This window comes from Nocardioides zhouii (assembly GCF_004137345.1).
GTDB lineage: Bacteria > Actinomycetota > Actinomycetes > Propionibacteriales > Nocardioidaceae > Nocardioides > Nocardioides zhouii.
Genome location: NZ_SDWV01000024.1, coordinates 1 through 14199, shown reverse-complemented (window position 1 = coordinate 14199; position 14199 = coordinate 1). Strand labels below are relative to the sequence as shown.

The 14199-nt window shown below is 70.2% G+C and carries 16 protein-coding genes and 1 tRNA gene; 12 read left to right on the top strand and 5 right to left on the bottom strand.

From position 1 onward, the window contains the following. Position 1 precedes the first annotated feature (1 nt). Complete coding sequence (locus EUA94_RS18655) at positions 2-502, bottom strand: polyketide cyclase (RefSeq protein WP_129428405.1); 501 nt, start codon at positions 500-502, stop codon at positions 2-4. A gap of 185 nt (positions 503-687) precedes the next feature. On the opposite strand from EUA94_RS18655, the gene EUA94_RS18650 reads away from it, so the two are divergent. Then, complete coding sequence (locus EUA94_RS18650) at positions 688-2082, top strand: HNH endonuclease signature motif containing protein (protein WP_165357035.1); 1395 nt, start codon at positions 688-690, stop codon at positions 2080-2082. Positions 2083-2183: 101 nt separating this feature from the next. On the opposite strand, the gene lepB is transcribed toward EUA94_RS18650, so the two are convergent. Together lepB and EUA94_RS18640 are read right to left on the bottom strand one after the other, a co-directional pair. Beyond that, positions 2184-2897, bottom strand: a complete 714-nt coding sequence (lepB, locus tag EUA94_RS18645; RefSeq protein WP_165357033.1) for a signal peptidase I — start codon at positions 2895-2897, stop codon at positions 2184-2186. Between the two features lie 23 nt (positions 2898-2920). Continuing rightward, positions 2921-3484, bottom strand: a complete 564-nt coding sequence (locus EUA94_RS18640; RefSeq protein WP_129428402.1) for an RNA polymerase sigma factor — start codon at positions 3482-3484, stop codon at positions 2921-2923. Positions 3485-3602: 118 nt separating this feature from the next. Here EUA94_RS18640 and priA point away from each other — a divergent pair, with 118 nt between their 5' ends. From priA to EUA94_RS18600, 8 genes are read left to right on the top strand one after another with little or no spacing between them, the layout of a single operon-like run. Next, positions 3603-4349, top strand: coding sequence for a bifunctional 1-(5-phosphoribosyl)-5-((5-phosphoribosylamino)methylideneamino)imidazole-4-carboxamide isomerase/phosphoribosylanthranilate isomerase PriA (gene priA / locus EUA94_RS18635; protein ID WP_129428401.1), 747 nt, complete (start codon positions 3603-3605; stop codon positions 4347-4349). Next, a complete protein-coding gene (locus EUA94_RS18630; RefSeq protein WP_129428400.1) occupies positions 4346-4798 on the top strand; it encodes an NUDIX hydrolase in 453 nt (150 codons plus the stop codon). The genes priA and EUA94_RS18630 overlap by 4 nt, the downstream gene beginning before the upstream one ends. Next, positions 4795-5586 carry an imidazole glycerol phosphate synthase subunit HisF gene (hisF, locus tag EUA94_RS18625; protein WP_129428458.1) on the top strand — a complete coding sequence of 264 codons (792 nt, stop codon included), beginning with the start codon at positions 4795-4797 and terminating at the stop codon, positions 5584-5586. Before EUA94_RS18630 ends, hisF begins: the two co-directional genes overlap by 4 nt. 9 nt (positions 5587-5595) lie before the next feature. Further along, positions 5596-6489 (top strand): ABC transporter substrate-binding protein, encoded by an 894-nt coding sequence (locus tag EUA94_RS18620; RefSeq protein ID WP_129428399.1) that lies wholly within the window; start codon positions 5596-5598, stop codon positions 6487-6489. Continuing rightward, positions 6489-7373: an amino acid ABC transporter permease gene (locus tag EUA94_RS18615; protein ID WP_129428398.1), complete on the top strand. Its 885-nt coding sequence runs from the start codon at positions 6489-6491 to the stop codon at positions 7371-7373. Before EUA94_RS18620 ends, EUA94_RS18615 begins: the two co-directional genes overlap by 1 nt. Next, positions 7370-8104 (top strand): amino acid ABC transporter ATP-binding protein, encoded by a 735-nt coding sequence (locus EUA94_RS18610; RefSeq protein ID WP_129428397.1) that lies wholly within the window; start codon positions 7370-7372, stop codon positions 8102-8104. The genes EUA94_RS18615 and EUA94_RS18610 overlap by 4 nt, the downstream gene beginning before the upstream one ends. Positions 8105-8141: 37 nt before the next feature. Beyond that, positions 8142-9956 carry an ABC transporter ATP-binding protein gene (locus tag EUA94_RS18605; RefSeq protein ID WP_129428396.1) on the top strand — a complete coding sequence of 605 codons (1815 nt, stop codon included), beginning with the start codon at positions 8142-8144 and terminating at the stop codon, positions 9954-9956. Further along, positions 9953-11767 (top strand): ABC transporter ATP-binding protein, encoded by a 1815-nt coding sequence (locus EUA94_RS18600; protein WP_129428395.1) that lies wholly within the window; start codon positions 9953-9955, stop codon positions 11765-11767. Before EUA94_RS18605 ends, EUA94_RS18600 begins: the two co-directional genes overlap by 4 nt. 31 nt (positions 11768-11798) lie before the next feature. Here EUA94_RS18600 and EUA94_RS22270 read toward each other — a convergent pair whose 3' ends face one another. Then, positions 11799-12233, bottom strand: coding sequence for an SsgA family sporulation/cell division regulator (locus EUA94_RS22270; RefSeq protein ID WP_165357031.1), 435 nt, complete (start codon positions 12231-12233; stop codon positions 11799-11801). 208 nt (positions 12234-12441) lie between these two features. Here EUA94_RS22270 and EUA94_RS18590 point away from each other — a divergent pair, with 208 nt between their 5' ends. Further along, positions 12442-12918: a PGPGW domain-containing protein gene (locus EUA94_RS18590; protein WP_129428393.1), complete on the top strand. Its 477-nt coding sequence runs from the start codon at positions 12442-12444 to the stop codon at positions 12916-12918. 58 nt (positions 12919-12976) lie between these two features. Further along, positions 12977-13048, top strand: a tRNA-Val gene (locus EUA94_RS18585). Between the two features lie 53 nt (positions 13049-13101). Here the strand turns inward: EUA94_RS18585 and EUA94_RS18580 are convergent. Beyond that, positions 13102-13743, bottom strand: a complete 642-nt coding sequence (locus EUA94_RS18580; RefSeq protein ID WP_129428392.1) for a response regulator — start codon at positions 13741-13743, stop codon at positions 13102-13104. 207 nt (positions 13744-13950) lie between these two features. Here EUA94_RS18580 and EUA94_RS23180 point away from each other — a divergent pair, with 207 nt between their 5' ends. After that, positions 13951-14142 (top strand): hypothetical protein, encoded by a 192-nt coding sequence (locus tag EUA94_RS23180; RefSeq protein WP_207210626.1) that lies wholly within the window; start codon positions 13951-13953, stop codon positions 14140-14142. Positions 14143-14199 lie beyond the last annotated feature (57 nt).

The window sequence follows — 14199 nt, the reverse complement described above, 5'->3', positions numbered from 1 at the left end:
GCTAGCCCTCGTCGAGCTCCGCGAGCGCCTTGAGGTTCAGCAGCTGTCTGCGGGCCATCACGAGGTCGCCGACCGAGACGGCCGGGGCCAGCCAGCGGCTCGTGCCCATCACGACCTTGAGCACGAGCCTGGCCCCGCCCGCATCCTGCGGGAGGACGGCGTACGACATGTGCGCGCCCATGATGCGCGCCGTGAGCTCGCGCCCGGCAACGACTGCGACCACCCGGCCCTGGTCGCGCCCGAGCGCACGTGTGAACGGGTCGCCGACCGCCGGCTCCGCCACGTCGCGCAGCTCGCGCGGCGAGCGTCGGCCCAGGTTGTCGACGAGGTCGTAGGAGTACGGCGCGAGCCGCAGCTGCCGCACCCGCGCCCACACCGTCGCGGGACCTGCGTGCACGGTCACCGCGCGCCACGCCTCGAGCGTCGGCCGGCTCACCACGTCGTCGCAGCCGTAGTGCCGGGCCACCTCGTCGTCGCGTACGCCCCACCGGTCTCCGATCACGTCTCCACGCTAGACCTGTCTTCAGACCTGTCTTCGCATCCCGGTCGGGCAGTGGCTCACGGCTCCGATCTGGTCGGCGTCCGGTGGGAGAGGCGAGCGGAGGCCTCGAAGCCACGGCTTCTCTTGTCGAAATGTTGCCTGTGTATCGAGGTCGACTGTCGGTGGTATCGCCTATAATCAAACACATGGTCGAAGCGCTGGAGCGGGTGAGGGGGAGGGTCGAGGACGACCTCTCGGCCACCGACCTGCTCGCGCTCGCTCGTGACCGCAAAGCCGCCGAGGACCAGGCCGCAGCCGAGCTCCTCGAGGTCGCTGCCCGCTGGGCCGACCTCCACCCACCCGAGTCCATCCACTCCGCGGCCGCGTTCACGGTCCCCGGCTGCGAGGGCGAGGAGCCGATCGCCGGTGTCGGCTGTCCGCTGGTGGCGGAGTTCTGTGTCGCCGAGCTCGGCGCCGTCCTCGGCATCTCGTCCACGGCGGCGAAGAAGCTCATCGGCCACGCCCTCGAGCTGCGCCACCGCCTGCCGCGGCTGTGGGCCCAGGTGCAGTCCGGCCGGGTCCCGTCGTGGCGGGCCCGACTCGTCGCCGAGACGACCATCCACTCCTCTCCCGCGCTGACGATGGACGCAGCCCGGTGGATCGACGGGCAAGTCGCCGCCGTCGCCGGTCGGATCGGGACCGCCCAGCTCGACCGGCTCGTCGCGGAGACCATCAAGCGGTTCGAGCTCGCTGATCCGGACCCGGCAGCGGATCCGGAGGACGGCTACCTCTCCGTCGACCCACGCCACGTGACGGTCAACAAGGAGGACGTCCACTACGCCGGGACCCTGCATGTAGAGGCCGACCTCGACCTCGCCGACGCCCTCGACCTCGACCAGGCCCTCAGCCACAACGCCGCCGCGCAGAAGGCATTGGGCTCGACCGAGACGTTGGACGTACGCCGCGCGAAGGCCCTCGGCGACCTCGCCCGTACCCAGACGGCACTGGACCTGTTCAGCCAAGGTCACGGAACTGGTCATGGAGAGGACGGTCTGCCGGCCGCCCGGGAGGTCGTCGTCCACGCCCACTTCGACGCATCCACCGTCGGCGAGCAGACGGTCTTCGGGCCCACTGGCCGGATGGAGAACGGCCAACGCCTGGTCCTCCTCGACCAGGTCACGGGCTGGTGCGGCGACTCGCGGACCAAGGTCACCGTCAAGCCCGTCATCGACCTCAACGTCGAGCTGTCGACACCGGCGTACGAGGTCCCCGACCGGATCTGCGAGCAGATCGTTCTTCGCGACCAGACGTGTGTGTTCCCGTGGTGCACCCGACCCGCCCGGGGATGCGACGTCGACCACGTCGTGGAGTTCGACCACGACGCAGCAGTCGAAGGACGACCCCAACCCGGGCCGACCGCCACGCACAACCTGGCCGCGCTGTGCCGCTACCACCACCGACTCAAGACCCACTCCGCCTGGACCTACCGCATGACCGAGCCCGGGATCTTCGACTGGACCAGCCCCCACGGCCACCACTACCGACGCGACCGCACCGGAACCACCCGGATCGACGAACCCGAGCCACCCGAACGACATTGACCCCGCCCCCTGACCGAGTGTCCGAAGCACCGCGCCAGCGGGGCGCCCGGACACTCGCGTCAGGCAATGTCCCGCAGCCCACCGGCGGGGCCACAGGCATGTCAGTCGTCCGTGGTGAAGGCTGGTGGCACAGGGCGCTCGGGATCTATCTCATAGTCGTCCGGCACCGGGTGGCCCGGGGCCCCCACCACAGGGCCGGCCTTGCCGGCGCCGTTGATGACCGCCACCACGACGCCGTTCACATCGGCGAGGTCGACCGGACCGAGGTCACGCGAGTCCACGGACTTGTCTCGCGCGTCTCCCAGCACGAACAGGGCGTCTTCAGGCACCGTCACCCGGTCGAAAGGCAGGGTGTCCAGGCCCGCCACGGTCGCGTCTGCCACGGGTTCGCCGTTCACGGTCACGGTGCACGCGGTCGAGGAACTGGCGGGGCAGGCAACCACGTCCCCCGCCATACCGATGACCCTCAGCAACCCCTGCACCTCACGTCCGTCGATGTGGAGAGTGATCTGGACGACGTCGAGCCGCTCGGGCGCCAGGTCACGGTTGACGACGACCGACGATGCCGTCGGCACGGTCGGTTCCATGACGGCGCTCGGCTGCCGGTACTCGTAGTAGGGCCCGCCGCCGATTGTTGCCGCGGCCGCGGTGCCGATGACCACGGCGCCGACAACGGACCCGCGAACGGCGTTGCGCCGCCGCCGCTGGCGCTGTGCTCGACGCAGGACAATGCTGGCCAGCAGGGGAGTGGTGGCGGACTGGCTGTAGGCCGTCGCCGCCAGGTCGCGCAGCTCCTGTTCCGCGTCGCCACCCATCGTCGTCGCGTTCGTCACGGTGCTCATGTGGAGGCTCCTTCGTACGGGTCCCGGCATGGGGCGGGTCGGTCGTCCGTGACGGGTTCGTCGCGACCGGTCAGTCGTCGAGCGTGGTTGGCCCGGAGTCGCTCCAGGCCGCGAGCGAGGTTGCTCTTGACCGTGCCAGGTGCGCACCTCATCAACGCCGCGGTCTCGGCCTCGGAGCAGCCCTCGACGACCCGGAGCACGACCGCCACACGCTGGCGCGGCGGCAGCCCCTCGAGCAGGTCGTCGATGGCCTCCCGTACGACCACCGCCGACGGACCGTCCACGGCTGACCCGTCCAGCGAACGACCCGAGGTGGTGAGCAGCGGGACGAGGTGGCGTCGACGGGCTCGGTCGCGAGCGATGTTGACCAGCGTCTGCCTGACGTACGCAGTGGGCGCTTCGAGCCCGCGGTGCCAGTGGCGGGTCAGTCGCATGAGCGCGACCTGCAGGGCGTCCTCGGCCTCACCCTGGTCGCCGATGAGCAGCTGGGCGAAAGTCAGGAGTCGAGGGCTGGAGTGCGTGACGAAGTCCGTGAACTCCTGCTCCTCGTCTCTGTTCATGACCCCCTTCAACGAGAGCTCCTCCGGATCGGTTGCATGCCATCGTGCCGGAGCCCCGTCCGTCTCGTCGCACCACCGCGAGCGCGGAGTCAGAATGCGGCGCTCCTAGGATCGACCCATGCCCAGCACTCCCGAGCAGCCCTATCTCGAGCTCCTGCCCGCCGTCGACATCAAGGGCGGGCAGGCCGTCCAGCTGGTGCAGGGCGTGGACGGGTCGGAGAAGCGCTTCGGCGACCCGGTCGAGGCGGCGCTGCGCTGGCAGGAGGCCGGCGCGGAGTGGATCCACCTCGTCGACCTCGACGCAGCCTTCGGGCACGGGCACAACCGCGAGCTCCAGGCCCGGATCGTCGGCACGCTCGACATCCAGGTCGAGATGAGCGGCGGGATCCGCGACGACGAGTCGCTCGAGGCCGCGATGGCAGCGGGGTGCCGCCGGGTCAACATCGGCACCGCGGCGCTCGAGGAGCCCGAGTGGTGCGCGCGGGCGATCGCGACGTACGGCGACCGCGTGGCCGTCGGCCTCGACGTACGGGGAACGACCCTCGCCGCGCGCGGGTGGACCCGCGAGGGCGGCGACCTCTACGAGACCCTGGCCCGCCTCGACTCCGAGGGCTGCGCGCGCTACGTCGTCACCGACGTCAACAAGGACGGGATGCTCCAGGGCCCCAACCTCCAGCTGCTCCGTGACGTGTGCGCCGCAACGGACAAGCCGGTCGTCGCCAGCGGCGGCGTCACCACCCTCGACGACATCCGCGCCCTGATGGGCCTGGTCGGCGAGGGCGTCGAGGGCGCGATCGCAGGCACGGCGTTGTACGAGGGTCGCTTCACGCTCGAGGACGCGCTCGCCCTGACGAAGGGCCAATGAGCATGGAGTTCACCGACTACCACGTCCGGCTGGCGGCGTACGTCCTGCTCGTCGACGAGGTCGACGGGCAGGAGCGGGTCCTGCTCGCGTGGTGGAACGGCGAAGGCCACAGCGATCCGGAGTGGTCCCTGCCCGGTGGCGGCATCGACTTCGACGAGTCGATCAGCGACGGTCTGGTCCGCGAGGTCTTCGAGGAGACGGGGTACCACGTCGCACCGGGCGCGCTACTCGCCGACGACCACTTCACGGCCAGGGGCCGCACCTTCGACGGCTGGTTCCGTTCGCAGCGGTTCGTCTTCGAGGCGACGATCACGGGCGGCGAGCTCGGCACCACCGAGGTCGACGGCTCGACCGACCACGCCGCGTGGGTGCCGCTGGCCGAGCTCGAGGGACAGCCTCGCTCGCACATCGTCGACGTCGCACTGGCCGCATGGAAGGCGAAGAAGTGAGCCTCGCGATCCGGGTCATCCCGTGCCTCGACGTCGACGGCGGTCGCGTCGTCAAGGGCGTGAACTTCGAGCAGCTCCGCGACGCCGGTGACCCGGTCGAGCTGGCCCGGATCTACGACGCCGAAGGCGCCGACGAGCTCACGTTCCTCGACATCTCCGCCTCCCACCAGGGCCGCGCGACGACCATGGAGGTCGTCAGCAGGTGCGCGGAGGAGGTCTTCATCCCACTCACGGTCGGCGGCGGGGTGAGCAGCGTCGACGACGTCGACCGGCTGCTCCGCGCGGGCGCCGACAAGGTCGCGGTCAACACCGCCGCGATCCACCGGCCCGAGCTGGTCGCCGAGATCGCCGACCGGTTCGGCAACCAGGTGCTCGTGCTGAGCGTCGACGCCCGCCGTGTCCGTCCCGATCAACCGGGGACCGACAGCGGCTTCGAGGTCACCACCCACGGCGGACGCAAGAGCGCGGGCCTCGACGCGATCGCGTGGGCCGTACGCGCGGCTGAGCTCGGCGCCGGGGAGATCCTCCTCAACGCGATGGACGCCGACGGCACCACCGACGGGTTCGACCTCGAGCTGATCCGGGCCGTCCGCCGCGAGGTGAGCATCCCGGTCATCGCGAGCGGGGGAGCGGGCGCGGTCGAGCACTTCCCGCCGGCCGTGGATGCCGGCGCCGACGCGGTGCTCGCGGCGACGGTGTTCCACTTCGGGACCCTCAGCATCGGCGACGTCAAGGCCGGTCTGTCCACGGCGGGTCATGCCGTACGCGAAACTCGACCGAAGTCGTAGGATTCCGCCATGCTGAAGACCTCCCGGCCCCTCGCCGTCGCTGCGCTCGCGACCGCGGCGCTCGTGCTCACCGCCTGTGCCCCGACCGACGAGGCCGAGCCGGACACCGCCACCGACACGTCCGAGTCCGCGTCCGAGACGCCGGCCGCCGACGAGTGCACGCCCGACACGATGGAGACGGTGGCGGACGGCACCATCACCATCGCGACCGATGACCCGGCCTACGAGCCGTGGTTCGTCGACAACGACCCCACCAACGGCGAGGGCTACGAGTCCGCCGTGGCGTACGCCATCGCCGAGCAGCTCGGCTACACCTCCGACCAGGTCACCTGGGTGACGGTGCCGTTCAACAAGGTCGTCCAGCCCGGGCCGAAGGACTTCGACTTCGACGTCAACCAGGTCTCCATCACCGAGGCCCGCCGCAAGGCCGTCGACTTCTCGTCCGGCTACTACGACGTCGTCCAGACCGTCATCACCAACAAGGGCAGCTCGATCGACGGCATCACCAGCGTCGCCGACCTCGCCGACGCCAAGCTCGGCGCCCAGGTCGGCACCACGAGCTACACCGCGATCACCGACCTGATCCAGCCGTCGGAGGAGCCCGCGGTCTTCGACACCAACGACCAGGCCGTCCAGGCGCTGAACAACGGCCAGATCGACGGAATCGTCGTCGACCTGCCCACCGCGTTCTTCATGACCGCCGTCCAGCTCGACGACGGCGTGATCGTCGGCCAGCTGCCCCTGCCGGGCGGCGAGCCCGAGCAGTTCGGCGCCGTGCTCGGCCTCGACAGCCCCCTCACCGACTGCATCTCCGGCGCCGTCGACGCCCTGCGCGAGGACGGCATCCTCGACCAGATCAACCAGGAGTGGCTGGCCCAGCAGGGCGCTCCCGAGCTGTCCTGATGTCCGAACGGGTGGCCCCGGCGGCCGCTGAGGACACGCACGCCTGGCAGCCGTCCGACGTCCAGCGCGACCGCGACGAGTGGCGCCGGCGTCGTACGCTGCGCAGCGCCGTCATCGCGGCGGGCAGCACGCTGCTGCTCCTCGGCGCCGTCGGTGGCGCGGTCTTCAGCTCGCCGGGCTGGGACCGGGTGCAGGAGACGTACTTCAGCTGGGACAAGGCGGTCTCGTCGTTCCCTGCCGTGCTCGAGGGCCTCTGGCTCAACATCCGGGTGATGGCGATCTGCTGGGTGCTGATCCTGGTGCTCAGCCTCACCGTCGCCATCGTGCGCACCCTGCGCGGCCCGGTGGCGTTCCCGCTCCGCCTCCTCGGCACGGCGTACGTCGACGTGTTCCGCGGCCTGCCGCTGCTGCTGGTCATCTTCCTGCTCGGCTTCGGCGGCCCCGCGCTGCGCCTCCAGGGCTTGCCGACCTCGCCGCTGTTCTGGGGCTGCTCGGCGCTGGTCCTGTCCTACTCGGCGTACGTCGCGGAGGTGTTCCGCGCCGGCATCGAGTCGGTGCACCCCAGCCAGCGGCTGGCGGGTCGCTCGCTCGGCCTGTCCTACGGACAGACCCTGCGCCACGTCGTGCTCCCGCAGGCGTGGCGCCGCGTGATCCCGCCGCTGATGAACGACCTGGTCTCGCTGCAGAAGGACTCCGGCCTGATCGCAGTCCTCGGCGTCACCGACGCGATCCGCAAGGCGCAGATCGAGACGGCGCTCGACTTCAACTACACGCCGTACGTCGTCGCCGGCGTGCTGTTCTGCTGCCTCACCATCCCGATGGCGCGGCTCACCGACCGCTACGCCCGCAAGAAGGGCTACCACGGGGCAGGAGGGGTTCTATGAGCGAGCTGCTGCGGCTGGCCGGCATCCGCAAGTCCTTCGGCGACCACGTCGTGCTTCGTGACGTCGACCTGACCATCGAGCCCGGGCAGTGCGTCGTCCTCATCGGCGCATCCGGTTCGGGGAAGTCGACCCTGCTGCGCTGCGTCAACCTCCTCGAGGTCGTCGACGACGGCGTCATCACCTTCGACGGACGCGACATCACCGACCCGCGGGTCGACGGCGACGAGGTGCGCTCGCGGATGGGGATGGTCTTCCAGGCCTACAACCTCTTCCCCCACCTCGACGTCATCGGCAACGTCACCCTCGCGCTACGCCTCGTGCACGACGTCTCCGCCGAGGAGGCCAGGGTGCGCGGGCTGGCGATGCTCGACCGCGTGGGCCTCGCCGAGAAGGCGCAGGCCAGGCCCGACGACCTCTCCGGCGGCCAGCAGCAGCGCGTCGCGATCGCACGCGCGCTCGTCGCCAACCCTCGCCTGATGCTGCTCGACGAGGTCACCAGCGCGCTCGACCCCGAGCTCGTCGGCGAGGTTCTCGACCTGCTCACCGAGCTCAAGGGCGAGGGCGTGACGATGCTGCTCAACACCCACGAGATGGGCTTCGCCCGCGACGTCGCCGACCAGGTCTGCTTCCTCCACGACGGCCGGATCCACGAGCGCGGGACCCCCGAGCAGGTCCTCGGCGACCCCCGCGAGGAGCGGACCCGCACCTTCCTGTCCCGGATCAGGGCTTGATTCGGCCGATGTTGGTGCGGAGGCATAGCCTCGCTGGGTGACAGACGATGCGGACTCGAAGGGCACCACCACTGCCGACGGGTTCCGGGTCCTGTGGGTCGGCGTCAAGCGTGAGCCGCGGGTCTTCATCGTCGCCACGCTCGGTGCCGTCCTCTTCGGTGTGCTCACCGTGGCCGACGCCTGGGTGCTCGGCTGGTCGACTCAACACGTCCTGATCCCCGCCTTCGACACGGGCGAGATCGGCACCGACCTGCTCGTCTGGGTCTTCGTCCTCTTCATGTCGGTGGCGATCCTGCGCGCGATCGGCATCGTCGCGCGACGCCTCGGCGGCGGCATCATGTACTACCGGATGCAGTCCCACACGCGACGTGGCGTCACGCGGCAGTACCTCGCCCTCCCGATGGAGTGGCACCAGCGCCACCCGACCGGCCAGCTGCTCTCCAACGCGTACTCCGACGTCGAGGCGGCCTGGTCGCCGATCATGCCGCTCCCGATGGCGCTCGGCACCGTCGTGATGATGGTCGTCGCGGTCGCGCAGATGTTCGTCGCCGACGTGGTGATGGCCATCGTCGGGCTGCTCGTCTTCCCGGCCGTGGTCGTCGCGAACCTGCTCTACCAGCGCTACGCCTCGCCACTGATGACCCGGGCCCAGGGGCTGCGCGCGGAGGTCAGCGAGATCGCCCACGAGTCCTTCGACGGCGCGATGGTGGTCAAGACCCTCGGCCGCGAGGTCGAGGAGACCGACCGGTTCCGCGCCAAGGCGCAGGAGCTGCGCGACGTCAACATCCGCGCCGGACGCATCCGCGCGGTCTTCGACCCGGCCCTCGCCAGCCTGCCCGGCCTCGGCGTGCTCGTCGTGCTGGCCGTCGGCGTCTCGCGCGTGAGCAGCGGGGCGACGAGTGCCGGCGACGTGGTGACGATTGCCTACCTGCTCACCATCGTCTCCTTCCCGATCCGGGCCATCGGCTGGCTGCTCGGCGAGTTCCCGCGCTCGGTCGTCGGCTACCGCCGCGCCAAGGCGGTCCTCGACGCCACCGGCGCGATGTCCTTCGGCCCCGACGAGCTGCCCCGCACCGACGCCGGCGCGCTGCTGCAGGTCGAGGACCTCCACTACTCCTACGACCCCGACAACCCGCTGCTGCGCGGCCTCGACCTTGAGGTCAAGCCCGGTCGCACCGTCGCGCTGGTGGGTGCCACCGCGTCGGGCAAGAGCACGCTCACCAGCCTGCTGAGCCGGCTCGTCGACCCCGACGCCGGCGCGATCCGGCTCGACGGCCGCGACCTCCGCACCCTGCGCAAGGGCGAGCTGCCGCGCGACGTCGCGCTGGTGCCGCAGACCGCCTTCATGTTCGACGACACCGTCCGGGGCAACGTCACCCTCGGCGCCGACGTCCCCGACGAAGAGGTGTGGAGCGCGCTGCGCACCTCGCAGGCCGACGGCTTCGTCGCGGCCCTGCCCGACGGGCTCGACACCAAGCTGGGGGAGCGTGGCACCTCGCTCTCCGGTGGCCAGCGCCAGCGGCTCTCGCTGGCCCGCGCGCTCGTACGCCGTCCGCGGCTGCTGATCCTCGACGACGCCACGTCCGCCGTCGACCCCGAGGTGGAGGCGCGGATCCTCGCCTCGCTGCGCGACGACGTCCACGGCGCCGCCGCGTCCCTCCTCGTCGTGGCCTACCGCAAGGCCACCATCTCGCTGGCCGACGAGGTCGCCCACCTCGAGGGCGGCCGGATCGTCGGGCGCGGCACCCACGCCGAGCTGCTGGAGTCGAGCCCGGCGTACGCCCACCTGGTCAACGCCTACGAGGTCGACCCCGAGGGCTCCTCCGTCGACGCGGGAAGGGACAACGCATGAGCACCACCGCCCCGGCCGCGACGGCCGGCACCAAGATGGACTCCGGCGAGGACATCGGCGCGATCGCGACGATCCGCCTCGGCATGAAGTACTCACCCGAGCTCCGCGAGGGCATTGGCCTCACGATGCTGTTCGCGATCATCTCCTCGTGCGGACAGATCGTCGTCCCGATCGCCGTGCAGCAGACCCTCGACCGCGGGCTCAACGCCCCCGGCGGCCCGCGCCTCGACTACGTCGCATGGATGGGCGTGCTGGCGGCCGTCGCGATCGGCCTCACCAGCTGGGCGTCGTACGCCATGACGACGCGGCTGTTCACCACCTCCGAGCACGGCCTCGCGACGCTGCGCACCAAGGCGTTCCGCCACGTGCACGACCTGCCGCTGCTCACCCAGAACACCGAGCGCCGCGGTGCGCTGGTCTCCCGCGTCACCACCGACGTCGACCAGGTCAGCCAGTTCCTCGTCTTCGGCGGCCTGATCTTCGTCGTCAGCATCGGGCAGATGCTCGTCGCGACCGTGCTGATGCTCGTCTACAGCTGGGAGCTCGCGGCCGTCGTGTGGCTCGCCTTCCTGCCGCTCTTCCTGTCGATCCGCTGGTTCCAGAAGAAGCTCTCGGCCGCCTACACCGTCGTACGCCACCAGGTCGGCGTGCTGCTCGGCGCGATCTCCGAGCCCGTCGTCGGCGCGGCTGTCGTCCGCTCGTACGGCGTCGAGGACCGCACCCAGGCGCGCATCGACACCGCGATCCAGGACTGGCAGAACGCGTACACACACGCGCAGACCTACACGGTCACCTCGTTCTCCCTCGGCGGCCTGTCGGCCGGCCTGGCCAACGCCGGCGTCATCATCATCGGCGTGCTGCTGGGCTTCACCGGCGACATGACGCCGGGCAAGGTGCTCGCATTCGCGTTCCTGGTGTCGCTCTTCGTCGGTCCGGTCCAGATGGGCACGCAGATCCTCACCGACGCCCAGAATGCGATCTCCAGCTGGCGTCGGGTCCTCGGGATCCTGGAGACCCCGGCCGACCTGATCGACCCCGGGCCCGACGGCGAGGTGCTGCCGCGCGGCCCGATCGACGTCCGGTTCGCCGACGTCACCTTCAACTACCCCGACGGCCCGCCGGTGCTGCGCGAGGTCGACCTCGCGATCGACGCCGGCACCCGCGTCGCGATCGTGGGGGAGACCGGCTCGGGGAAGTCGACCTTCGCCAAGCTGCTCACCCGCCTGATGGACCCTGTGGACGGTGCGGTGCTCCTCGACGGCGTCGACGTACGCCGCATCGAGCCGCGCTCACTGCGGCGCAGCGTCGTGCTCGTGCCGCAGGAGGGCTTCCTCTTCGACGACACCATTGCCGCCAACGTGCGCTACGGCCGGCTGGAGGCCAGCGAGGCCGAGATCCGCGAGTCCGCCACCCAGCTCGGCATCGACGACTGGCTCGACGGCCTGCCGCGCGGGCTGCACACGCAGGTCGGGCAACGCGGCGAGTCGATGTCTGCGGGGGAGCGGCAGCTGGTGGCGCTGCTGCGCGCACACCTCGCCGACCCCGACCTGCTCGTCCTCGACGAGGCGACGAGCGCGGTCGACCCGGCGCTCGAGATGCAGATCGGCCGCGCCCTCGAGCGGCTCATGCAGTCGCGCACGTCCGTCACGATCGCCCACCGGCTCTCGACGGCCGAGGGAGCCGACGAGGTGATCGTCGTCGACAAGGGCCGGGTCGTGCAGCGCGGACCCCACTCCGTGCTGGTGACCCAGGAGGGCAGCGTCTACGCCGGACTGCACGCGAGCTGGATCGCTCAGCACTCGCAGGTCTAGCGGCGCCGCCTGCCCGAAGGCCAGGCAGTGCTCAGGCGGTGAGCACCTGGTTGATGAGCATGTCGACGTCGAAGTAGTCGGACTCGGTGCCCGGCGCCACGACGGCGACGGAGCGGGCAAGGAAGTCGTTGATGTCGGAGGAGCTGGCTAGCAGGACCAGGTGGCCGTCGGGGGAGCTGAGCTCGATGCTCACCATCGCGCGGCCGCTGAGGCTGATGGCCGGGGACACGTGTACGTCGCCCTCGCCGACCGGCGACTCGGTGCCGCGCATCAGCAGGTCGCGACCAAAGGTCCACACGAGGTCGCCGTCAGCGGTGATGAACGTCATCGCGACCGCGAACGGGTCGGAGCTGCGGTAGCCGAGCACGGTGTCGATCTCGTGGCGGATGCCACGTTCGTCGGCGCACTCGACCGTGATGTCCAACGTCACATCGGCGAGCGCGTGCCCGCCACCAGACATGTTCATCGTTGCTCCTTGAGGAAGTCTGCCCGAACGGGGGTTTCCGGGCTCGGTGCTCATGAGACGGCATCCACGCCTGCTCGTGATGCGAAACGGCGAAATATGACCCGAACCGGTCCAGACCGGATCTTGATCATGACTCGTGACGAACTTAACGAAACGTTCGTGTTTCGTTCGACCATACCGGGCTGGTGCGGCCCGGTAGGTTCTAGGCATGACGGGGGCAGCCAAACGAATCGTTCTCGAGACCCTCGGCTGGGCGCTCCTGCTCCTGGGCATCGCGGCGATCTTCCTGCCCGGTCCCGGCCTGCTCGGGATCTTCGCCGGGCTCGCCCTGCTCTCCCAGCAGTACGACTGGGCGGAGCGTCGCGTCGAGCCCGTACGACTGCGCGCGATGCTCGGTGCGGCGGAGGGCGTGGAGACCGTGCCGCGGATCATCGCGTCGTGCCTCGGTGCCGTGGTGCTGGCTGCCTTCGGCGTGCTCTGGATCATGGAGCCGCCGGCCCCGGGCTGGTGGCCGCTGTCGGACACCTGGTGGCTGCCCGGCGGCATGTGGACCGGCATCACCCAGGTCGCGTCGGCCTTCATCGCGGTCGGCCTGATCATCTACAGCTATCGCCGCTTCCACGGCGACCCCGACGCCGCCGACGACCTGCGCGCGCAGATCAAGGGCCGCAGCAGCAGCAACTGATCAGGGCCCACCCGGATTGCTCGCGGGCTCCGACCATGGGATATCGTTCCCGCGTCTCGGGCGATTGGCGCAGTGGTAGCGCGCTTCGTTCACACCGAAGAGGTCACTGGTTCGAACCCAGTATCGCCCACCCCGACAATCACCAGAGCCGCGCTACGAGTAGCGCGGCTCTGTCGTCTGCAGTCAGCGGATCAGCTGCGAGGCGAGCACGGCCGCCTGGGTACGTCGCTCGAGCCCCAGCTTGGACAGCACGCTGGAGACATAGTTCTTGACCGTCTTCTCGGCCAGGAACATCACCTCGGCGATCTGGCGGTTGGTCATCCCCTCGGCGATGTGGCCGAGCAGGACCCGTTCCTGGGCGGTCAGTGACGCCAGCTCCGGAGGCGATGTCGGGCCGACGCGGATGCGCTCCAGGAGCGTCGCGGTCATCGACGGGTCGATGAGCGACTTTCCCGAGGCCACCAATCGGACCGCGGACACGAGGTCAGAGCTGCGGATCTCCTTGAGGACGTAGCCGGAGGCGCCGGCCATCACTGCTGCGAGCAAGGCCTCGTCATCGGCGTACGACGTGAGCATCAGTGCGCGGATCGTCGGATCGACGGCGCGAATCGCGCGGCACACCTCGACGCCGGTCCCGTCGGGCAGACGAACGTCGAGGATGGCGACGTCCGGCCTGAGCGCCGGGATCCGATGGGTGGCATCGACGGCGGATCCGGACTCGCCGATCACCTCGACATCGCCGGCGCCCTCCAGGAGGGCGCGCAGGCCACCCCGGACCACCTCGTGGTCGTCGAGCAGGTAGACGCGTATCGGGGTCGTGCTCATGATCCTCCGGCGGTGGACGGCGGGTGCGACCTCCCCTTCGTACGTGGTCGCGGCCGTCCCACACAGGGCCAAAGGTCCCGGGTCCACCGATCCTTGTGTCTCGACCGGCTGGACGGGTCACAAGGGCCTCGGCCACTGGGGACGTTCGGCACTGAGCCGGCAGCACGGACGGACCGACTGGGACTGCCGCAGTCCACCGCGCTGGTCATGGGAAGCATCATCGGCGTGGGCATCTTCAGCCTGCCGTACGCGATCGCCTCGTACGGGCCCATCAGTCTCGCCGCGATGGGCATCGCCACTGTCGGGGCCATCGCACTGGCCATGATGTTCGCCGTCATGTCGCGCCGACTGCCGGCTGACGGAGGTCCCTACGCCTACCCGACTAGGGCGTGTCTCTGAAGTCATGCCAGCCAGAGCATGATCGCGGCCAAGACGACGCCGCCTCGAAAGACCACT